Annotated in this window: 18 protein-coding genes and 1 other RNA gene; 6 read left to right on the top strand and 13 right to left on the bottom strand. The window is 41.9% G+C overall.

Features of this window, described 5'->3' with window-relative positions; translation table 11 throughout:
• Both pyrB and OCV72_RS15730 read left to right on the top strand, forming a co-directional pair.
• Nucleotides 1–918: an aspartate carbamoyltransferase gene (gene pyrB, locus OCV72_RS15735; protein WP_055284802.1), complete on the top strand. Its 918-nt coding sequence runs from the start codon at nucleotides 1–3 to the stop codon at nucleotides 916–918.
• Nucleotides 919–931: 13 nt separating this feature from the next.
• Nucleotides 932–1,378, top strand: a complete 447-nt coding sequence (locus OCV72_RS15730; RefSeq protein WP_028087588.1) for an aspartate carbamoyltransferase regulatory subunit — start codon at nucleotides 932–934, stop codon at nucleotides 1,376–1,378.
• 49 nt (nucleotides 1,379–1,427) lie between these two features.
• On the opposite strand, the gene rnpB is transcribed toward OCV72_RS15730, so the two are convergent.
• The 5 genes from rnpB to spoIVA form a co-directional block, all read right to left on the bottom strand.
• Nucleotides 1,428–1,779: RNase P RNA component class A (gene rnpB, locus OCV72_RS15725), an RNA gene on the bottom strand.
• A gap of 76 nt (nucleotides 1,780–1,855) precedes the next feature.
• On the bottom strand, nucleotides 1,856–2,557 hold the full coding sequence (locus tag OCV72_RS15720; protein ID WP_055284800.1) for an MBL fold metallo-hydrolase: 702 nt from the start codon (nucleotides 2,555–2,557) through the stop codon (nucleotides 1,856–1,858).
• Between the two features lie 5 nt (nucleotides 2,558–2,562).
• Entirely contained in the window at nucleotides 2,563–3,033 is a 471-nt protein-coding gene (locus OCV72_RS15715) for a MogA/MoaB family molybdenum cofactor biosynthesis protein (protein ID WP_055284798.1), read from the bottom strand.
• 225 nt (nucleotides 3,034–3,258) lie between these two features.
• The gene (locus OCV72_RS15710) at nucleotides 3,259–4,407 is read right to left on the bottom strand and encodes an iron-containing alcohol dehydrogenase (protein ID WP_055284796.1); all 1,149 of its coding nucleotides are present in this window, start codon (nucleotides 4,405–4,407) and stop codon (nucleotides 3,259–3,261) included.
• A 151-nt stretch (nucleotides 4,408–4,558) separates the two neighbouring features.
• Entirely contained in the window at nucleotides 4,559–6,031 is a 1,473-nt protein-coding gene (spoIVA, locus tag OCV72_RS15705) for a stage IV sporulation protein A (RefSeq protein WP_055284816.1), read from the bottom strand.
• 185 nt (nucleotides 6,032–6,216) lie between these two features.
• Here spoIVA and OCV72_RS15700 point away from each other — a divergent pair, with 185 nt between their 5' ends.
• Both OCV72_RS15700 and aroD read left to right on the top strand, forming a co-directional pair.
• Nucleotides 6,217–7,104 (top strand): shikimate dehydrogenase, encoded by an 888-nt coding sequence (locus OCV72_RS15700; protein ID WP_055284794.1) that lies wholly within the window; start codon nucleotides 6,217–6,219, stop codon nucleotides 7,102–7,104.
• A 13-nt stretch (nucleotides 7,105–7,117) separates the two neighbouring features.
• Nucleotides 7,118–7,879: a type I 3-dehydroquinate dehydratase gene (aroD, locus tag OCV72_RS15695; RefSeq protein ID WP_055284792.1), complete on the top strand. Its 762-nt coding sequence runs from the start codon at nucleotides 7,118–7,120 to the stop codon at nucleotides 7,877–7,879.
• Between the two features lie 70 nt (nucleotides 7,880–7,949).
• On the opposite strand, the gene OCV72_RS15690 is transcribed toward aroD, so the two are convergent.
• The 5 genes from OCV72_RS15690 to OCV72_RS15670 all read right to left on the bottom strand — a co-directional run bounded on the left by OCV72_RS15690 (nucleotide 7,950) and on the right by OCV72_RS15670 (nucleotide 14,761).
• Nucleotides 7,950–9,383 (bottom strand): hypothetical protein, encoded by a 1,434-nt coding sequence (locus OCV72_RS15690; RefSeq protein ID WP_055284790.1) that lies wholly within the window; start codon nucleotides 9,381–9,383, stop codon nucleotides 7,950–7,952.
• Nucleotides 9,384–9,634: 251 nt separating this feature from the next.
• On the bottom strand, nucleotides 9,635–10,921 hold the full coding sequence (locus OCV72_RS15685) for an MFS transporter (protein WP_055284788.1): 1,287 nt from the start codon (nucleotides 10,919–10,921) through the stop codon (nucleotides 9,635–9,637).
• A 21-nt stretch (nucleotides 10,922–10,942) separates the two neighbouring features.
• Nucleotides 10,943–11,818 (bottom strand): shikimate dehydrogenase, encoded by an 876-nt coding sequence (locus tag OCV72_RS15680; RefSeq protein WP_055284786.1) that lies wholly within the window; start codon nucleotides 11,816–11,818, stop codon nucleotides 10,943–10,945.
• 93 nt (nucleotides 11,819–11,911) lie between these two features.
• Nucleotides 11,912–13,882: an FAD-dependent oxidoreductase gene (locus tag OCV72_RS15675; RefSeq protein ID WP_055284784.1), complete on the bottom strand. Its 1,971-nt coding sequence runs from the start codon at nucleotides 13,880–13,882 to the stop codon at nucleotides 11,912–11,914.
• 42 nt (nucleotides 13,883–13,924) lie between these two features.
• A complete protein-coding gene (locus tag OCV72_RS15670) occupies nucleotides 13,925–14,761 on the bottom strand; it encodes a sugar phosphate isomerase/epimerase family protein (RefSeq protein WP_055284782.1) in 837 nt (278 codons plus the stop codon).
• A gap of 215 nt (nucleotides 14,762–14,976) precedes the next feature.
• Here OCV72_RS15670 and OCV72_RS15665 point away from each other — a divergent pair, with 215 nt between their 5' ends.
• The gene (locus OCV72_RS15665) at nucleotides 14,977–15,864 is read left to right on the top strand and encodes a LysR family transcriptional regulator (RefSeq protein ID WP_055284780.1); all 888 of its coding nucleotides are present in this window, start codon (nucleotides 14,977–14,979) and stop codon (nucleotides 15,862–15,864) included.
• Nucleotides 15,865–15,944: 80 nt separating this feature from the next.
• Here the strand turns inward: OCV72_RS15665 and OCV72_RS15660 are convergent, their stop codons facing one another.
• The 3 genes from OCV72_RS15660 to der are packed head-to-tail and all read right to left on the bottom strand — an operon-like array spanning nucleotide 15,945 to nucleotide 18,973.
• Nucleotides 15,945–16,955, bottom strand: coding sequence for an NAD(P)H-dependent glycerol-3-phosphate dehydrogenase (locus tag OCV72_RS15660; RefSeq protein ID WP_055284813.1), 1,011 nt, complete (start codon nucleotides 16,953–16,955; stop codon nucleotides 15,945–15,947).
• 33 nt (nucleotides 16,956–16,988) lie between these two features.
• Nucleotides 16,989–17,642: a glycerol-3-phosphate 1-O-acyltransferase PlsY gene (plsY, locus tag OCV72_RS15655; protein ID WP_055284779.1), complete on the bottom strand. Its 654-nt coding sequence runs from the start codon at nucleotides 17,640–17,642 to the stop codon at nucleotides 16,989–16,991.
• 2 nt (nucleotides 17,643–17,644) lie between these two features.
• Complete coding sequence (gene der, locus OCV72_RS15650; RefSeq protein ID WP_028086296.1) at nucleotides 17,645–18,973, bottom strand: ribosome biogenesis GTPase Der; 1,329 nt, start codon at nucleotides 18,971–18,973, stop codon at nucleotides 17,645–17,647.
• Nucleotides 18,974–19,133: 160 nt separating this feature from the next.
• Here der and OCV72_RS15645 point away from each other — a divergent pair, with 160 nt between their 5' ends.
• On the top strand, nucleotides 19,134–20,309 hold the full coding sequence (locus tag OCV72_RS15645; protein ID WP_028086295.1) for a ribose-phosphate pyrophosphokinase: 1,176 nt from the start codon (nucleotides 19,134–19,136) through the stop codon (nucleotides 20,307–20,309).
• Nucleotides 20,310–20,334 lie beyond the last annotated feature (25 nt).

Below are 20,334 nucleotides of genomic sequence, written 5' to 3'. Positions count from 1 at the left end.
ATGAAACACTTATTAAGTCCACTAGATTTTTCCGTGGAAGAACTAGACAACCTGATGGATATTGCGAAAGACATTGAAGCCAATCCCGAAAAATATGCACATGCATGCGAGGGCAAAAAACTTGCCACTCTTTTCTACGAACCAAGTACACGTACCAGATTAAGCCACGAAGCAGCCATGATCAATCTTGGCGGCAGCGTTCTTGGTTTCTCATCTGCCGATTCAAGTTCTGCTTCCAAGGGGGAAAGTGTAGCAGATACAATCCGTGTAATTTCCTGCTTCGCAGACATCTGTGCAATGCGCCATCCAAAAGAAGGGGCTGCTATGGTTGCAAGCCAGCACGCCACGATTCCGGTAATCAATGCCGGTGACGGCGGACATCAGCATCCGACACAGACTCTTACTGATATGCTCACGATCCGTTCTTTAAAAGGCCGTCTTGACAATATGACGATCGGATTATGCGGGGATCTGAAATTCGGCCGTACCGTACACTCTCTGATTCATGCGCTGGTACGTTATCCGGGTATTCGTTTTGTTCTGATCTCACCAGAAGAATTAAAACTTCCAAGCTATATCAAGAATGATGTATTAGATCGTCAGAACATTCCTTACGAAGAGGTTGTACGGCTGGAAGATGCCCTTCCTGATCTGGACATTCTTTACATGACCCGTGTTCAGAAAGAACGTTTCTTTAACGAAGAAGATTATGTACGCATGAAAGACTTCTACATCCTGGATAACAAAAAGATGGAACTGGCAAAAGAAGATATGTATATTCTCCATCCGCTTCCAAGAGTAAATGAAATTGCCACAGAGGTAGATAATGATCCGAGAGCTGCTTACTTCAAGCAGGTACAATATGGTGTTTACATCCGTATGGCACTGATACTTACACTTTTGGGAATTGAAGTTTAGGAGGATAATAACAATGGTAAAAAATACATTAACTGTTGGTCGTATCGAAGAAGGATTTGTTCTGGATCATATTCAGGCAGGGCGAAGCATGGATATCTATAAATATCTGCATCTGGACAAACTGGACTGCTGTGTTGCGATCATTAAAAATGCAAAAAGTAATAAAATGGGAAAGAAAGATATCATGAAGATTGAATGCCCTATCGACTTTATGGATCTGGACATTCTCGGTTTTATTGATCATAACATCACCGTAAATATTATTAAAAATTCCGCGATTGTAGATAAGAAAGCGCTTCATCTGCCTCACGAGATCCGCAATGTAATCCACTGCAAAAACCCGCGCTGCATCACCTCGATCGAACAGGGACTGGATCATATATTTGTACTTACCGATCCTGAAAAGGAAGTCTACCGCTGTAAATACTGTGAAGAAAAATACGACGGAAGACGTAAATAATTTCTTTAGGACAAAAAAGAGAACCTGTCAGCTGACAAGTTCTCTTTTTTATACAAGCAAGACGATAAGCCGGGTTATGTCATTGGATGATCATCTATCTAGACCCGTCGTTGCCAGCGGGTTCAAGCGACCTACCTAAGACGTGACGGGCCGCCACATCGTCTTTATCCGGTCTTGCTTCGGATGGGGTTTACATATGCCCCTGCTGTTACCAGCAAGGCGGTAGTCTCTTACACTGCCCTTCCAACCTTACCAGGATCAGATCCTGGCGGTACATTTCTGTTGCACTATCCTTGGAGTCACCTCCACCGGACGTTATCCGGCATCCTGCCCTGTGAAGCCCGGACTTTCCTCACCTGCTGCCTTTCGGCAATTACAGCTGCGATCATCTGTCTTACTTGCATTTTTTCAAAAGCGTTTATTATTATAACACTATTTTATTAAAATAACAAATCTTTTTTATTCTGATTCTTTGCATTACACATTCACTTCAAATACCTGCCCCGGTTCTTTTACCTCTATTACACGGTCTTTGTATGGCTCTGCCTCAGGATTCTCCATCAGACGGTCATAAACTTCGTAATCTCCCCACATATGCATCGGAAACACATATTTTGTATGGGTATGTTTCATAAAATAATCCATTCCCCACGCATACTGATTTTCCTGTCTGGGATCCAGCGGAACAAACGCTATATCAATTACAATATCTTTCAGCTTGTCAATCTCCCTCTGATAATCCTGACGCATCTGTTCATTATAGCTTTCTGTTTCTTCTTCCCAGTGCCACCAGTTCAGATCCCCCGCATGATAGATTACCTTGTCTTCCATATACACAATAAATGCAACCCCCTCATCGGTAGACTGAAGTGTCTGTACCTTTATACCATCAAAATCATATTTCTTATTTGCAGTTACATATACAGTCCGCTCTGACAGTTCCTCTGACTGTTCTTTTCCTGCAATATCTGCTGAAAGGATGTACCGAACATCTGGATATTGCTCACTCCACCCGAAGATTTTTTTATTAAAATGATCATAATGCGAGTGACTGGCAAATACATAAATCTTTTTCTGCTGATCAAATTCCGGAAGGCTGCCCCTGTACCAGTCAAAAATCAGCACATATTCTTTATATTCTGCTGCAAACCCACTATGTTCCAGGTATGTAACCTTCATATCTCCTATACTTCTCCTTTGATGACCTTAACAGCATGTACAAGCTCCGGAAGTAAGTATCTTAAACTCTCCTTCACTGCCTGTGCTTTTCCCGGAAGATTAACAATCAGAGTCTCTCCACAGATTCCTGCCGCACTTCTATTCAGCATACTGCGTCTGGTGAGCTTCATTGTATGTGCCCGCATTGCTTCCGGGATTCCCGGAACCGGTCTTTCTACAATATCCATCGTTGCTTCCGGTGTACAATCGTCCGGATTGCACCCTGCTCCACCTGTGGTAAGGATCAGATCTGCTGCTTTTCCATCTGCCAAACGTTTCATAATTGCGGACAATACTTCTCTGTCCAGCGGCAGTGCTCTCATAAATACAACTTCCAGTCCGGCTTCTTCCGCTACAAGCTTTACTGCCTCTCCGCTTTCATTCGCTTTTGTCCCTTTGTATATATCTGTATTTGCTGTAATAATTGCTACTTTCATATTGTACCTCCAACATTTATCTGTGATAGTCATATACCTTTATATTTTAACTCTTTTGTCATGATAATGCAATCTTATAAGCTTTATTTCCGACACTTACGGATGCCAAAAAACTTATTCCACGGCTTTCCGCATGTTCCCACAAAAAAAGATTCACATTTTCCATTTTCTAAAATATTGGTCAAAATGTGAATCTTTTTCTATTATCTTTTTTCGCTATTTTATTTACAGTGCTTTGCGGTACAACATCTCCACATCCTTTAATGTTGTCTGTCTTGGATTAGCCGCAATATTTCCACTCTTCATCGCATCTACAGCCATCTGCGGAATCTTGTCTTCTGTTACACCGACCTCAGAAAGAGTCTTTGGAATACCAAGAGATGCATTTAATTTCTTGATCTCTGCCACCAGCATCTCTGGTTTGAAATCTTTTACCGGCTCTTTATCTTCACTGATATAATTGTAGATTTTTTCATAGCGTCCGTGATCTGCCAGCGCATTATACTCTACGATCACAGGAAGCAGAATAGAGTTCGCCACTCCATGCTGTACACCAAAGAATGCGCTGACCGGATGTGACATAGCATGTACATCTCCCAGTCTTGCCCATGCAAATGCAATTCCGGCAAACATACTTCCTGACATCATTGCACATGCAGCTTCCTCGTCCTTTCTGTTTGCCACAAATCTACGGATATTACCACCGATCAGTTCCATTGCTTTTTCTGCCATTGCATCAGAAAATGGGGAGGCGCCAAGTGACGTATATGCTTCCCATGCATGGATCAGTGCATCAATTCCACATGAAGCCGCAACCATTGGTGGTACAGACATGATCATCTCCGGATCTAACAGTGCATATTTTGGAAGTAATTCGTAACTGAATACTGTCAGTTTATAATTTCTGGAGGTATCTGTAATAACGGAGAACGCCGTCACTTCACTTCCCGTACCGGCTGTTGTCGGAATTGCAATGATTGGTTCGATCGGTCCCGGAACAAGATGTGCACCTTCATACTCTGTAATGGATCCGCCGTATCTTGCCAGAACACCTACCGCCTTGGCAACATCCATCGGGCTTCCGCCTCCAAGTGCTACGATACTTGTCGCTCCTGATTCCTTATATACCTTTGTCGCCGCATTTACCATATCCACTGTAGGGTTTGGAAGAATATCAAGAAAACTTACTGTTTCTATACCTTCTGTCTCCACAATATCCAGCACTTTCTGTACGACTCCTAATTTTTCCAGCCCTCTGTCTGATACTACCATCATCTTTTTAGAACCGCTTTTTTCAAGAAGCTCCGGCAGTCTTTTTAAAGAACCTACACCAAATACAATATCCTGCGGTACTTTGAACGTGTAATCTTTCATTTTTATCATCCTCCAGATTCTTATTATCTATTATGGTAAAAAAAGAGACCACACCCTGACGAGTATGGCCCCTTTACCAATTTCTAATTCATATTATAGACACGGTCATTCACAGATTTCAAGTATTTTTTCATATTTATTTACTTTTTTTCTAAATGATAATGCATACCATGCCTCCATTACTGTCATTTACGATTTTCTGCATACTATCCTGAAGTTTTTCCTGGCTTTCTTCATTGATGACCGCCATCTTATTTTTCAGGCCGTCCATAACCAGTTCTTCCACTGTTTTTCCGAATATACTGGTTTTCCAGATACCTCCTTCCATTTTTTCTTCATTTTTAATATACTGGATCAAATCTTCCGCCTGCTGCTCATTTCCAACAATCGGGGCTATCTCCGTCTCTATATTTGCACGGATCAAATGAATGGAAGGCGCCTGCGAATGAATTTTCACCCCATATTTATTTCCCTGTCTGATGATCTCCGGTTCATCCAGAATAATCTCTTCTTTTGTCGGACTGACTACTCCATACCCTTTCATCCGGACTGCTGTAAATGCATCTTCTACATTTTCATATTCATTCTTTAACATTGAAAGCTTCTTCAGCGTCTTTATCAGGTCATACTGACCTGAAATTGTAGTTCCCGTCATCTCGCTCAACATTTCATAATAATACTTTTCATACATATGGATCCGAATGATAACACAGCCTGTATCCATCTGTATCTGTTCTACATACCAGTCTTTTATGTAAGAACTGTCCGGCCTCCCGGTCAAAGATACCGCATCCTTAATTTCTTCAAGATTTCCAAGAATTTCTTGTATATGTTCCAGCAGATCCTGTTTGATCTTATGCGTAACCGGAAGCATTTCCACCCATTTCGGTATATAAAACTGTACCTCCGATACCGGAAATTCATACAAAACGGCCTCCAGAATCTGGTAAATATCTTCTTCTTTTACCTGTTCACAATTTACAGTCATCGCTCTGACCTGATAGGTATCTTCCAGCTTTTTAACCTTTTCTTTAGCTTCCTGTCCATGCGGTTTTTTTGAATTTACCAATACCACGAACGGTTTCCGGATCGACTGAAGTTCCCTTATCGTACGTTCCTCCGCATCTTCATAATTATCTGACGGGATATCTGTGATCGTTCCGTCTGTTGTGACCACGATTCCTATCGTTGCATGCTCACGTATCACTTTCTGGGTACCTGTCACTGCCGCTTTGGTAAATGGTATTTCTTCCTGGTACCACGGGGTTTTTACCATACGTTCATGCCCGGCCTCCTCGTATCCCGAAGCACCCTTCACCAAATATCCGACACAGTCTATCAGACGAACCTTCACTTCAACGTCCCGGTTCAGATGTATTACTGCCGCATCTTTCGGTACAAATTTTGGTTCTGTTGTCATAATCGTTTTGCCTGCGGCAGACTGCGGAAGTTCGTCTCTTGTCTGCTCTTTCATATGTTCATCTTCCATTCTCGGCAATACCATTACATCCATAAAACGCTTAATAAATGTCGATTTCCCCGTTCTTACCGGTCCTACAACACCGATATAGATTTCTCCGTGCGTTCTTGCTTTTATATCTTTATATAACTGTTCTGTGTCCACTTTCCCTGCTCCTTCCCGTTGTGCTGTTAAAGTATATGCACTTCTTCGCTCTTTATAGAACTTGCACTGCAGATCAATAGTCATTTTCTATCATTTCCGTATCTGTTTAGCATTTGTTTATGCATCTATAATTTGTTAAAATATAAGCAAAGATAAAGTTTTATTACAAAAAGGAGATTATTATTATGGAAAGACATCAGATTACCGGACACACCGAATTAATCGGTCTTCTGGCTTATCCAATCCGCCACTCGCAGTCACCTGCAACACATAATGCAGCTTACGAAAAGCTGGGTGTTGATATCGTAAATCTCGCATTTGAAGTAGATGCACCTGAACTTGAAGATGCAATCAAGGGCTTACGTGCACTGAAGCTCCGTGGTGCCAATGTTTCTATGCCAAATAAGACAATCGTACATCAGTATCTGGATGAAATCTCTCCAGCTGCCAAACTCTGTGGTGCGGTAAATACCATCGTCAATAAAGACGGCTACCTGGTCGGACACATCACAGACGGTATCGGTTATGTACAGTCTTTAAAGGACAATGACATTGACCCTACCGGAAAGAAAGTAACAATTGTAGGTTCCGGCGGAGCTGCTACTGCTGTTGAGATCCAGGCTGCACTGGATGGTGTTGCTGAGATGTCTATCTTCGCAAGAGATGACAAATTCAAACAGAATGCACTCGATACGGTAAAGAAAATCAACGAAAACACCAATTGTAAAGCAACATTCTACCCACTGGAAGATCTGGACAAATTAAAAGAAGAGATGCATTCATCTTATCTTTTCACAAATGCCACAGGTGTTGGAATGAAACCGCTCGAAGGAATTACCTATATTCCTGATCCTTCTTTCTTCCGCCCTGATCTTATCGTAACGGATGTTGTCTACGCACCACACGAAACAACAATGCTCAAAATGGCACGACATGCAGGATGTAAAACAATGAATGGTCAGGGCATGATGCTCTTCCAGGCAATTGCCGCTATCGAACTGATTCTCGGCAAACGTGTGGACAGCGAATATATGAAAGAAAAACTGGGAATTTCCTACGTTTATGAAGATTAAGGAGAAGTTTTCTATGAACACTGTAAAAGTAAGAAATCTGGAACTTGGAAACGGAATTCCGGCAATCTGCATTCCTAATGTCGGTAAGACAAAAGAGGACATCCTTTCCCTTACCCGTACATATCTTGATATGCATATGGATCTGATGGAATGGCGTATGGACTGGTATGAAGATGTCGAAGATATTGCAAAAGTCACAGAACTCGTAAAAGAACTTCGTAATGTAATGGGTGATACTCCTCTTCTCTGTACATTCCGTACAGACAAAGAGGGCGGCGTACATCCAATGTCCACAGAAAAATATGCCGAACTTAACAAAGCAGTTGCAGCAACCGGCAATGCTGATATTATTGACGTAGAGATCTTTACAGGAGATGACATTGTACGGGAGATGATTGATACAATTCACGCTTCCGGTGCAAAGGTCATTGCCTCTAACCATGATTTTGACAAAACACCTGCCAAATCTGATCTTCTATACCGTCTTCGCAAAATGCAGGATATGGGAGCCGATATCCCTAAGATGGCTGTTATGCCGCAGACGAAAAAAGATGTCCTGACTCTTCTTTCCGCAACTGAAGAGATGGCATCCGACTATGCCGACAGGCCGATCATCACGATGTCCATGGCAGGGCTTGGAAGTATCAGCCGTATTGCCTGTGAGATATTTGGATCCTGTCTGACATTTGGTTCCGGCGCACAGGCTTCTGCACCCGGACAGATTGGAGCAGAAGCATTACATCAGGCACTTCAGATTGTGCACGATGCACTGTAAAAAAATTCAAGCAAAGAGAGGGCCCATGGATATTCCCACAGGCCCTCATTTTATGTTTATTTTATTATTTTTATTCCTGATTTTTCTGGGCAAGAAGCCTCTGCACTTCTTCGTTTCTTTTCGCTTCTACCTGATCCAGTTCTTCCGTTGTAAGCGCTCCCAGTTTTTTCTTCTGGAAATCCATATTTGAAAGTAACAGGTTCATTACAAAACCGACAAGCAATGCCCATCCGGATCCTTTGAATGCCAATACCGCTGCCATAACACCTGCAATACTCTTATCTGTGTTAGACTGACAGTATTCCATACCTATTCTGGCACAGACATAAGCCTGGAACAATAATGTGATTGCCGATCCGACTCCCATGATTGGTTTCATGAAAGATACGATCGGTACCAGAATAACACTGATAAATGTCGCCATACGGAAAGAACTCATTCCACCGATCAATGATTTCATTGCTTTCTTTCCTTCTTTATAGCGCATTGCTACCGATACGGTCATTCCAACCCAAAGCGGTCCTGCCAGTGGCGGGAATGGTGCGAAAATCGCAAGGATCAGGTTTCTCAGTCCACTGATCAGATTTGATCTGCTCGAGTTAAAGTCAATATATTCATCGCTTCTGCTCTCCTGTGCTTCCTCTACCAGAGTCTTTGATGTAACAAAATCTCCAAATGCCAGTACATAGCAGATCAAGGCCAGAGGTATGGCACTGATGAACTTTGAAAGCGGAGGGAAACCTACCGCAAAGATACTGACTGTATGGAATATATTACTGAAATCAGGAATTCTGATGACTGTTCCAAGTTCTAATACAGGTTTTGATAACTCTCCAAGAGCAACCCCTGCTACCATAGCAATCAGATACGGGAACAAATTGCCGTATTTTGCCATGATATCTAATATTTTATATTTACTTCTGTTCTTTTCGCAGAATGGTGAAAAGCTTAAAAATGCGAGCAATAATGTACCGGCGAGTGTTGCTACCGGTGCAGTCATAAGCTGGCTTCCATCCGATAATTGTCCCTGCAATACCGTAATCGGTGCAGCGATCAGGATACCACCTTTAATTGAATTTGGCACACCATTTACAAATTTGTCTGCCAGTTTCGTAATTCCCATAAATATAAATACAAATGCGACCAGAAGCTGCAACGCGATCATTGCCTGTATTCTGTCTGGTCCCTTTTCGAACCCATTTAAATACGCCAGGGTAAATGGCAGTGTCGGAGTAATCCATCCCGGAACTACCGGATCCCCTAACCATCCATGAAGCATATACATAAATACTTCAATGATGACACAGCTCCATGCAAGTTCATATGGAAGTCCAAGATTATCTGTCAGATACGGAATAGAACTTAAAGCTGTTGCGCCAAGGATCAGACCCTGAAAAAATTCCACATATTCTACTCTGTAATGGATTCCCGGAATTCTCCATTGAAATGGACCAAGAGGAATAAAGGGAAGTTCATTGGCTCTTTTTGCTCTTTTCGGACTCATCTTTGAGTGTCCTCCTTCGTCTTATGATTTTTTCATACAAATATTCTTCGTATGCTTCAGCATCAGCTAGCTATTATGATATAACACCGGTCATTCCATAGATGTTTTCTATAGAATGACACGTATTATCCTCCAATTTTTTAATGTTTTCTATGAATGTCTTTTTTTTAACAATCCTATGTTAAAAGGAAGGGACTGTCTATCCGCTGCCATCCGGAACAACAGTCCCTTTTTGTCCTTCATTACATTTTTTACAATGCACTCTTTCCGAAGATTTTCTTGTGCTGCGCTACTAAGTAGAGGGAACTTAAAATAGCAAGAATTGCAAATACCAATAACATGATCATGAGGCTGTATACTGCATTTGCCTCACCCGATGCTTTTGTAAGCTGTGCTGCCACTACCGGGATCAGGTAGCTTGCTGCACCCATAAATGTGTAATAGATACCGGTGTTTCTTCCCTTTGGTCCCGGGTTGAATAACTGAACCACTGCAAGACCAGTCTGAAGAGCACCACCTGCTGCAAAGAATCCTAACATTGCAATTGCAATGTAGATAATTGCTACCTGATGAATAAACAGAACACCTGCAAGTGCTACTGCAGTACAGATAGAATCAATCAAGACAACTTTCAGCGGGCTCCATTTTAATTTAGCCATCATGAATGCCCAGAAAAGTACTGCACAGATAGAACCGATTGTATAGATAGATGTCATACCTGCTGCCTGCATCTCAGACAATCCACATACAGATAATCCGAACGCTTTCGTATACTGCTGAGCACCATACATGATTGCCATGCAGAGGAATGCATAAAACATTACCAGAAATACTACAAATTTGCTCGGTTTTGTAAGCATAGCTGCTTTCGCTGCATCAATTTCTGCCTGTACTGCATTTTTTGATTTTCCATCATTTCCTTCCGATGCCTTCTTCTGATCATCATATACGAATGGTGCAATAATTGCAAGTACTAAACAGATAATAGACATAACTACCGGAATCATAACATTTAATTTCCAGTTTCCACTGTTTGCATTATGTACTACCAGAAGTGGATATACCATACCTGACAGTGAAACAAAGAATTTGATTCCTACAAGCGCTGATCCAGGTGCTGCCGGATAAGCTTCCTGTACTGCAGGGTATCCTGAAGCATCCCAGAATCCTGAAGTTGCAACTCCAGATGCAAAACCGCATACAGAAGCAACCAGTGCACTCTTAGTAAATAAGAATCCAAGGAAGCAGATAATATATAATGCTGCTCCACCGATCATCAGTTTCTTACGTCCGACACGGTCAGAGATTTCTCCACCAATCCATACGCTTATGAATTTACCAAATCCAGTCCATGCAACTGCTGTACTTACTGCTGCAAGTCCTGCTGCATATGCTGCAGACTGCGGATCTGACATATTGAATCCCCACTGTTTTGCGAAATTCACATTATTCTGGCTTAATATAATTGCCTGAATTCCATGTGTCAGATAGCAAAAATATACGCAGATGATAGACCATAAATATTTCTTTGCTTTCATTCCCTCATTCTCCTTTGTCTTTTATTTTGCCTGTGCTTTCTGGAATTCCTGATACTCGGCAAGCGGCATTTCTTTTCCAACGAACAGTCCATAGTTTACTGCTCCCTGCTGCTGAAGCATTCCCACTCCGCCGATTGCCTTGCATCCTGCTTCTTCTGCTTCCAGGATCATTTTTGTTTTTTCCGGGCTGTATACAGTATCTGCAACAACCAGATCTTTACGGAATAACGATTTGTCAACCAGTGTCACATCCTGATGTGGTTTCATTCCCATAATTGTAGCATTTACAAGAATGTCACATGCTTTGATTGCTTCTTCCAGTTTAGCCTTGTCATCAAGGTCATCTACGGTAACTACACACTCCGGACACTTCTCTGCTAATTTAGCTTTTGTTCCTTCTGCTCTTTCAAAGAATTTATCTTTGATATTGAAGATATTTACTTCTTTTGCTCCATCCAGTGCTAACTGAACCTGAATTGCTGTAGCAGCTCCGCCTGCTCCAAGGACAACAACCTTTTTGTCTTTTACAGGTGCTCCGTTGAGTTCCAGATTCTTAACGAATCCGACACCATCTGTAATGTGTCCTGTGATTACTCCATCATCGTTAACGAATACATTGCAGGCTCCGATGATCTCAGCTGCAGGTGATAGTTTGTCCACCAGCTGTGCAGCGATGTTCTTGCATGGCATAGTAAAGTTACCACCACGCATATTTAATAAACGGATAGACTCGAATACTTTCGGCATTTCCTCTTCTGTTACATCAAATGCCATATACGCATAATCCAATCCATCATGCTGGAAGCTGAAGTTGTACATTGCAGGAGATCCTGAATGTCCGACCGGTGTTCCAAATAACGCCATTAAGCCTGTATGTCCGGAAATTCTTTTTTCCATGATCTTAACCCTCCTGGTTTTCTCTTATTTTCATAACAGCCCGTATGCTGCGGGCTGTCACATACACATTCTTATCATTTCTAAATTCAATTATTAAAGTTTTAATGCCACATCGTAAGCTTCTTTTGTAGCATCCAATGCACGACGTGCTCTTACTGCATCACCTACTACATAAACTTCCGGAACAATGTCCTTTAATTCATCGGCGAAGTCATATACAACATTCTGACCATCGCGGTGTGTATAACGGGAGCTGAATCCCATAGAAAGAACAACTGTGTCGAATCCTCTTGCCTCGTAAATTGTCTCATCAGATTTATCTGCGGCATTCTTATAGCTTACGCCGTCTGAGAAGATTTCAGATACTGCGGCACTTGTAATCTGTTCAATTCCGTATTTTTCAAATGCTTCCATAAGGAAGATACGGTGCTCGTGGATCACATCCGGTCCAATGGCATCTCTCATCTCGATAACAGATACTTCATGTCCCTGTTCAGCAAGGAAATCTGCTGTCTCGGCACCTACCATACCGCCGCCTACAACTAAGACTTTATGTCCTACCGGACGTGTTCCTTCCAGACAATCCACACCATATACGATATCAGGGTTGTGGATACCTTTGATAAACGGAAGGACTAATGTCTCAGATCCGGTTGCAAGGATAACTGCATCCGGTGTATCTTCTTTTAACATCTGTGCTGTTACTTTTGTGTTCATCTTGATATTTACACCGGCTTTTTCGCATTTTACGATATAGCTTCTGATCATACCTGTGATGTCACCTTTTCCCGGCGGATAAGCTGCAAGTCTCATGTTTCCACCAAGTTTATCTGTAGCTTCAAATAATGTCACGTCATGTCCGCGTCTCTTAGCTGTGAATGCGGCACACATACCTGCTACTCCGCCACCGATGACATATACTTTCTTTGCCTTTTCTGCTTTCGGAAGTCCTTCTGCCTCACGGCCAAGTACAGGGTTTACTAGACAACACAAAGGTTTTCCGGCATACATGTTAGCGACACATCCCTGCAGACATGCGATACAAGGTGTCATATCTTCCAGTCTCTCTTCCTGTGCTTTTTCAGGAGTATGAGGATCTGCCAGTGACTGGCGTCCAAACGCTACCAGATCAGCTTTTCCAAGTTTTACCATCTGTTCTGCGAACTGTGGCTCTGTGTAACGTCCGACTGTAATAACCGGAACAGATACACAATTTTTGATATTTGCTACAAGCTCTGCCGAGAATCCGCCATGAATTCCTGTCGGAGCCCACATATACTCATCTTTCAGATGTACCGCACGTGATACATGAAGTCCATCCACTCCGCAATCTTCAAGATAAGAAGCAATTGCACACATATCATGGTTATCCAGACCGCCAAACATATCTTCTGTACTGTTGATACGTGCAAGCACTGCAATTTTACCTTCTGTTCTCTTCTTAACTTCTTCAACGATCAGACGAGAAAATCTCATTCTGTTTTCGAAGTTTCCACCAAATTCATCTACACGTTTATTCGTTCTTGGTGACATAAAAGAATTCACAAGATAACCGTGTGCCATGTGAATTTCCACTGCATCTGCTCCGCCCTTCATTGCGCGGACCGCTGCATCTCCATATCCTTTAATAAGCTCATATACCTGCTTTGTAGAAACTGCTTCCGGAATGTCTCTTCCATCAGCCGCTGCAATAGCTGTTGCTGCCTGGATCGGTGCTCCCGCATTCTTGGCATTTCCTTCCGGTCCGGCATTCTGAAGCTGAATGGAAATCTTAGCACCTTCTGCATGACAGGCATCGGTAATCTTTTTCAGACTCTCAATACTGTTGTCATCATACAGACAAGGTTTTCTCGGGCCGCCCTTTGCTCCTTTATGGACAACCGTTGCTTCGATCGTGATCAGGCCAAACTGACCTTTTGCACGTTCAGCATAGTATGCAACAGACTCATCGCTCCATGTTCCATCTGTATTTGCAAAGTTATTTCCCATTGGTGGTACTACAAAGCGGTTCTTTACTGTCATTGGTCCGATCTGAATCGGAGAAAACATATTTTTGAACTTCATTATTTTTTCCTCTCTCTTTTGAACAAATCTGATTTCTATAAATTAGTCTACCAGTTCTGGCCAAGCTTCTTTTAATACTTTTTCAGTATTCTCATATGTATAAGCTGCCGCTTCGTTAATTCCTCTTCCAAGGATCTCGTCAGAAATTACTTCTACACCAACAACCTTTGGATCAATTCCTGCATCTTTGATCATCTTAACGAATCCAGCTGTATCTTTTGCTCCTGTTCCAGGTGCAAGACGGTCATGCATGGACTCATCTCTTAAGATTGAATCTGCATATGGTCTCTCATAGGCATCATTGATCTGGATGGAAATAACTTTTTCAGCGATCTCCGGTGTAAGAATATCATATGGCTGATTAGCTCTTACCCAGTGCCATGTATCAAGGATAAGCATTGCATTCTCACATCCGGATGCTTTTACAACTTCCCAGCCTTTCTGAAGGTTTGGAATACCGCTGTATGGCATTGGCTCAACACCAATAATGTATTTTCCGGCTCTCTGACACAGCTCTTTTAATTTCTGCGCTGTATATTCTACGGAATAATTTTCCATCAGTCCACAGTTGATGTGACCAACTCCGAAAAGTTCACACATATGGAAGCACATCTGCTCTTTGTATTTCTGCTCATATGAACGATGCTCTTCGCACCACTGAACGATATACTCAACTTCTGTTACTTTCATGTCATGTTTATCAAGAATTGCAAGAATGTCTTTGTCATGAAGTCCCTCATTCAAAGCATCAACATAAGTTTCTGCACGAAGACCGATTCCTTCATACCCTGCTTCTTTTGCAGCGATCACACGGTCTTCAAATTTGCACTGATCTCCAAGTGTCCATGAACTTACTGTAATTGGATTCTTTTTTGACATAATTCTACCTCCATTGTTAAAATTGAACAGATTCCCTTTTTGCTTAATGTTCAATCTAGTAATATTTGCTATGATTTGATTATATATCCTTGTTAAATAAAAAACAAATTGGTTATTCTATTATAATTTATAGATTTTATTCATAGTTTTTCTACTCCGTTCATGATAAGATATAAACATATATAAATATAACAAAAGAAAGGGGGACCGGCTTTATGAATCTGTATCATCTAAGATATTTTGCCACGCTGGCACATCTGGAGCATTACACAAAAGCCGCTGAAATTCTTTCCATCACTCAGCCAAGCCTGAGTCATGCGATTGCATCTCTTGAAAAAGAATTGGGGGTAAAACTTTTTGAGAAAGAGGGCCGGAATGTAGTCCTTACAAAATGCGGGCAGGCCTTTCTCATTGATGTGGAACAGGCTCTGGATATGATTGATTCCAGTGTTAACAAGCTTCAGATGACAGGTCGTGGTGAAGGTCGTATCGACATCGTGGAACTGCGCACTCTAAGCAGTACTGTGGTTCCCGGTTTCGTAAAAGGATTCCTGGATTCTACGCCGGACAAAAAGATTGATTTCTATTTTCATAGTTCTACAGGTCTTACTTCTGATATGATCCAGGGGTTAAAAGACCGGAAATATGACATTGCATTTTGCTCTATGATGGACAATGAACCTCTGATCGAATTCATACCTGTCGCAAAACAGGAACTGGTATTGATCGTGCCAAAAGGACATCCGCTTGAAGAACGCAGCTCTATTGATCTGAAAGATACACTTTCTTATCCGCATATTGCTTTTTCCAAACGAAGCGGCTTAAGACATGTTATTGACAAATTGTTTCATAAATGTGGAGGTTACCCGCAGATTGCTTACTCCATGGAAGAAGATCAGGGCGTTGCAGGTCTTGTCGGTGCAGGTTTTGGTATTGCAGTTGTTCCAAAGATGCCCATTCTTTCTTATATGCCGGTATCTATTATCGAAATAGAAAAACCTTCGTGGGAAAGACTCTTTTATATGGCTACTTTAAAAAATGTCTATCAGGCACCTGTCATCATGGATTTCAAAAAGTATGTAATAGAACATGCGGATCTTTAAAAAATAACAGAGAGGAAAGATTTTTAACAATCTTTCCTCTCTGTTATTTTTATATCATATTGCAAAACTGACTCTTTTTATTATTCCCATGGAAGAGCCATATGTTCCGCTTTTCCAACACGCAGCATCAGTTCATTTACCGCTTCTTTCGGACTTTTGTCCTCAAACAGCACCTTATTTACTTCTTCAATAATCGGAAGTGATACCTGATATTTCTTTCCAAGCTTCGCTGCTGCCTTTGCAGAATATACACCTTCCACTACCATCTTAACTTCATCCATAGCTTCCTGCATCGTTCTGCCCTGTCCCATCAGATATCCGGCCTTGCGGTTACGGCTGTGTACACTTGCACAGGTTACAATAAGATCTCCGATACCGGCCAGACCACCAAAAGTCTCAGCCGCTCCTCCCATCTTTACACCAAGTCTTGATATCTCGGCAATTCCACGGGTGATCAATGCAGCCTTGGTATTATCTCCATATCCCATTCCGTCTGCAACACCGGCTGCAAGTGCAATAACATTCTTAAGCGATCCGCCAAGTTCAATTCCCAAAATATCCGGACTGATATATACGCGGAACACTTCATTCATAAAAAGCTGCTGTAAATACTTTGCAGTTGTCTCTGTATGCGCTCCGATACAGACCGTTGTAGGAAGACCTCTTCCTACTTCTTCGGCATGACTTGGTCCTGAAAGAACCGCTACATCTGCCTGCGGTATCTCCTCTTCGATCTGCTGAGACAATGTCATCAGGGTGTCTTCTTCTATTCCTTTTGCTACATCCACTAAAATCTGTCCGCCTTTTACATATGCGTTCATCTTTTTCGCAGTATTTCTCACATGAATAGACGGTACTGCAAGTACAACTACGTCCTTTCCTTCTACCGCCTCTTTCAGATCCGCAGTAAAAAAAATCTCATTCGGAATCTTTACTCCCGGAAGCTTACTTACATGTTCTCTTTTCTCACTCAGCGTGCGCACTTCTTCTTCCTTATATGACCATACCGTCACATCATGTCCATTTTTACATAATAGTAATGCCAGTGCTGTTCCCCAGCTTCCGGCTCCGATCACACTTACGTTTGCCATAGCCTGTCCTTTCTTTTTATCTGTCATCCCTGACTATTTTTTATCCTTTCCGCCAACACTGATCTTATTCTCTGTGCCGCTTAAAAGTCTCTTAATATTCGCTCTGTGTCTCCAGAATGCCAGTATCATTAGAAACGCTGCTACACCATACATCTCATGCAGATAGGATACATTCTCCACACCAAATCCACCGTGCTGACCATATACGATCACACTGATCAGATAGATTGTAACAACCGTCATGGAACCAAGGGATACATATCTGGTTGCCGCAACAATTGCAATAAATGCTGCAAGACAGATCAGTACGATCCATATATTCGTAGTACTGATGATCAGACCTGCTGTCGCTGCTATACCTTTTCCGCCTTTGAATTTCAGATAGAATGGATAATTATGTCCGAGGACTGCTCCCATTCCGGCATACATGGAAAGTAAAGGCATCATATCTGTATGTGTCTTTCCATAGATCAGATGTACGACAACCACTGCCGCTACGCATTTAAAGCAGTCTCCAAGCAGTGTGACCGCTCCTGCTTTCCAGCCCATAGTACGAAGTGCATTCGTTGTTCCTGCATTCCCGCTCCCCTTTTTTCTAAGGTCAACGCCATTCTTTTTTCCATATATGTATCCGGTCTGTATCAGACCAAACACATATCCGACAAGTACACATATCAACCGTTCCATGATTACTGATCCTTTTCCTTTCTTTCCCTGATAAAGAATTTCAAAGCTGTACCACGGAATCCAAATGCCTCCCGGATCTTATTCTCCAGATATCTGGTATAAGAAAAATGCATCAGTTCTTTATTATTTACAAAAATCACAAATGATGGCGGTTTTACCGCTACCTGTGTAATGTAATACAGTTTGAGTCTCTTTCCTTTGTCTGAAGGTGGCTGCTGCATTGCAACAGCTTCTGTCATGATCTCATTCAGAACACCTGTTGCGACACGCAGTGTCTGGTTCTCAATGACCATATCGATCATATCATATAGCTTGTTCAAGCGCTGTCCCGTCTCTGCCGATACATACATGATCTCTGCATACGGCATAAAAGAAAGCACACGGCGTACATTATTCTCGTACTCTTTCATAGTCTTGTCATTCTTTTCAATGGCATCCCATTTATTTACAACAATAATGATACCTTTCCCTCTTTCATGTGCGATACCGGCAATCTTCGCATCCTGTTCCGTTACACCTTCCGTCGCATCGATTACTACCAGAACGACATCTGCCCGTTCCACTGCAGTTACCGTACGGATGATACTGTAGCGCTCCAGTTCTTCTTTTATCTTGCTCTTTCGTCTCAGCCCTGCAGTATCAATAAACACATAATCTTTTCCATTATATTTCACATTGGTATCAATAGCATCTCTAGTTGTTCCTGCTATATCTGATACGATCACACGCTGCTTTCCGGTCAGTTTGTTGATGATTGAAGATTTTCCTACATTTGGTTTTCCTACAATCGCCACTCTCGGACGCTCGTCCTCTTTCTCTTCAGCTTCATGTTCCGGGAAATGTGCGATCACAGCATCTAACATGTCACCGATACCAAGTCTGGAAGCTGCCGACACCGGCACAGGATCACCAATCCCCAGATTATAGAATTCGTATACATCCGGCATAAACTTCTCAAAACTGTCTACTTTATTCACCGCCAGAACGACTGGTTTGCCTGATCTGCGGAGCATATCCGCAACTTTTGAATCGGCATCTACAAGTCCCTGTCTGACATCCGTAATGAAAATGATCACATCTGCAGTATCAATAGCAATCTGTGCCTGTTCTCTCATCTGTGCAAGAATGATATCTTTGCTCTCCGGCTCAATACCACCGGTATCGATCATAGTAAATTCTTTGTCCAGCCATGTGACATCTGCATAGATACGGTCTCTTGTTACTCCGGGCGTATCTTTGACGATTGAAATCATCTCTCCCGCCAGTACATTAAAAAGGGTTGACTTCCCTACATTCGGTCTTCCCACAATAGCAACTACTGGTTTACTCATCTTAACTCTCCTCTATATTTCATTCTATATTTGTCTCTTAACGATACTATTATACATTACCTTTGTCAAATAGTCCAATCAGTAGTTGACCTTTTTATAGAAAAAGTGATATAAATAATTAGGAGTAACTTAATATATAAAATACACAGGAGTTTTTATTATGCCAAATATCAAATTAATGGAAAGCGGACTTCCTGTTGCGCCATTAAAAATCGGTGCTTTGGAATCATGCCGCGAACTTGGTGAAAAAGTAAATGATTACATTGTACAATTCAGGAAAAGCACAATGGACAAGAACACAGATTCACCATTATATTATAATTACCTGCGTGACAATTATCTGATTGATTGTCCGTGTCCACGTTTTGGAAGTGGCGAAGCAAAAGGACTTCTTACAGAATCTATCCGCGGAACAGATCTGTTCCTTATGGTAGATGTCTGTAACCACAGCCTTACTTATTCTGTAAACGGCCATCTGAATCATATGTCACCGGATGATCATTTTCAGGACTTAAAGAGAATCATTGCTGCCGCCAATGGAAAAGCGCACCGTGTCAATGTGTTAATGCCTTTCCTCTATGAAAGCCGTCAGCACAAACGTACCAAACGTGAATCTTTAGACAGTGCCCTTGCACTTCAGGAACTGATCGATATGGGTGTGTCTAATATATTTACATTTGATGCCCACGATCCACGTGTACAGAATTCTATTCCTCTCCACGGATTTGACAGCTTTAACCCACCGTATCAATTTATGAAAGCATTATTAAAAGCGGAGCCGGATCTTAAAGTTGACAAGGAACATCTGATGATCATCAGCCCGGATGAGGGAGCTATGCAGCGTGCTGTATACTTTTCTAACGTTATGGGTGTTAATATGGGTATGTTCTACAAACGCCGTGACTATTCAACTATTGTAAACGGAAAGAATCCGATTGTTGCACATGAATTCTTAGGTGAACATCTGGATGGAAAAGATGCGATCATCATTGACGACATGATTTCTTCCGGTGAAAGTATGCTGGATGTTGCAAAACAGATTAAAGCTCGCGGAGCAAACCGGGTATTTGTCTGCACCACATTCGGACTCTTTACCGATGGTTTTGAAAAATTTGATGATTATTATGAAAAAGGTTACATCGACCGCGTGATCACTACTAATCTCACTTATCTTCCTGCCGAAGCAAAGGAAAAGCCTTATTTCCTGATTGCAGATATGAGTAAGTTTATCGCACTGATCATCGATTCTATGAACCATGATATCAGCATCGGAAAGGTTATGGATCCTACAGAAAAGATTCACCGTCTGTTAGCAAAACATAATACTTCGTTATAAACGAACCTAAAAACAGGATCAACTT

The sequence above is a fragment of the Dorea amylophila genome (assembly GCF_025567265.1).
Taxonomy (GTDB): Bacteria; Bacillota; Clostridia; order Lachnospirales; family Lachnospiraceae; genus Dorea_A; species Dorea_A amylophila.
Note: the sequence above shows the minus strand (reverse complement) of the source record. Positions and strands in the feature narration are given on the sequence as shown.

What these genes read in the sequence shown, in the direction of transcription:
- OCV72_RS15675 (WP_055284784.1), bottom strand. Translation starts at nt 13,882, where the DNA reads ATGAAGTTCAAAAATATGTTTTCTCCGATTCAGATCGGACCAATGACA.
- OCV72_RS15670 (WP_055284782.1), bottom strand. Translation starts at nt 14,761, where the DNA reads ATGTCAAAAAAGAATCCAATTACAGTAAGTTCATGGACACTTGGAGAT.
- OCV72_RS15720 (WP_055284800.1), bottom strand. Translation starts at nt 2,557, where the DNA reads ATGAAGGTTACATACCTGGAACATAGTGGGTTTGCAGCAGAATATAAA.
- aroD (WP_055284792.1), top strand. Translation starts at nt 7,118, where the DNA reads ATGAACACTGTAAAAGTAAGAAATCTGGAACTTGGAAACGGAATTCCG.
- OCV72_RS15680 (WP_055284786.1), bottom strand. Translation starts at nt 11,818, where the DNA reads ATGGAAAAAAGAATTTCCGGACATACAGGCTTAATGGCGTTATTTGGA.
- OCV72_RS15660 (WP_055284813.1), bottom strand. Translation starts at nt 16,955, where the DNA reads ATGGCAAACGTAAGTGTGATCGGAGCCGGAAGCTGGGGAACAGCACTG.
- OCV72_RS15665 (WP_055284780.1), top strand. Translation starts at nt 14,977, where the DNA reads ATGAATCTGTATCATCTAAGATATTTTGCCACGCTGGCACATCTGGAG.
- OCV72_RS15690 (WP_055284790.1), bottom strand. Translation starts at nt 9,383, where the DNA reads ATGAGTCCGAAAAGAGCAAAAAGAGCCAATGAACTTCCCTTTATTCCT.
- OCV72_RS15715 (WP_055284798.1), bottom strand. Translation starts at nt 3,033, where the DNA reads ATGAAAGTAGCAATTATTACAGCAAATACAGATATATACAAAGGGACA.
- plsY (WP_055284779.1), bottom strand. Translation starts at nt 17,642, where the DNA reads ATGGAACGGTTGATATGTGTACTTGTCGGATATGTGTTTGGTCTGATA.
- OCV72_RS15700 (WP_055284794.1), top strand. Translation starts at nt 6,217, where the DNA reads ATGGAAAGACATCAGATTACCGGACACACCGAATTAATCGGTCTTCTG.
- pyrB (WP_055284802.1), top strand. Translation starts at nt 1, where the DNA reads ATGAAACACTTATTAAGTCCACTAGATTTTTCCGTGGAAGAACTAGAC.
- OCV72_RS15710 (WP_055284796.1), bottom strand. Translation starts at nt 4,407, where the DNA reads ATGAAAGATTACACGTTCAAAGTACCGCAGGATATTGTATTTGGTGTA.
- OCV72_RS15645 (WP_028086295.1), top strand. Translation starts at nt 19,134, where the DNA reads ATGCCAAATATCAAATTAATGGAAAGCGGACTTCCTGTTGCGCCATTA.
- OCV72_RS15730 (WP_028087588.1), top strand. Translation starts at nt 932, where the DNA reads ATGGTAAAAAATACATTAACTGTTGGTCGTATCGAAGAAGGATTTGTT.
- OCV72_RS15685 (WP_055284788.1), bottom strand. Translation starts at nt 10,921, where the DNA reads ATGAAAGCAAAGAAATATTTATGGTCTATCATCTGCGTATATTTTTGC.
- der (WP_028086296.1), bottom strand. Translation starts at nt 18,973, where the DNA reads ATGAGTAAACCAGTAGTTGCTATTGTGGGAAGACCGAATGTAGGGAAG.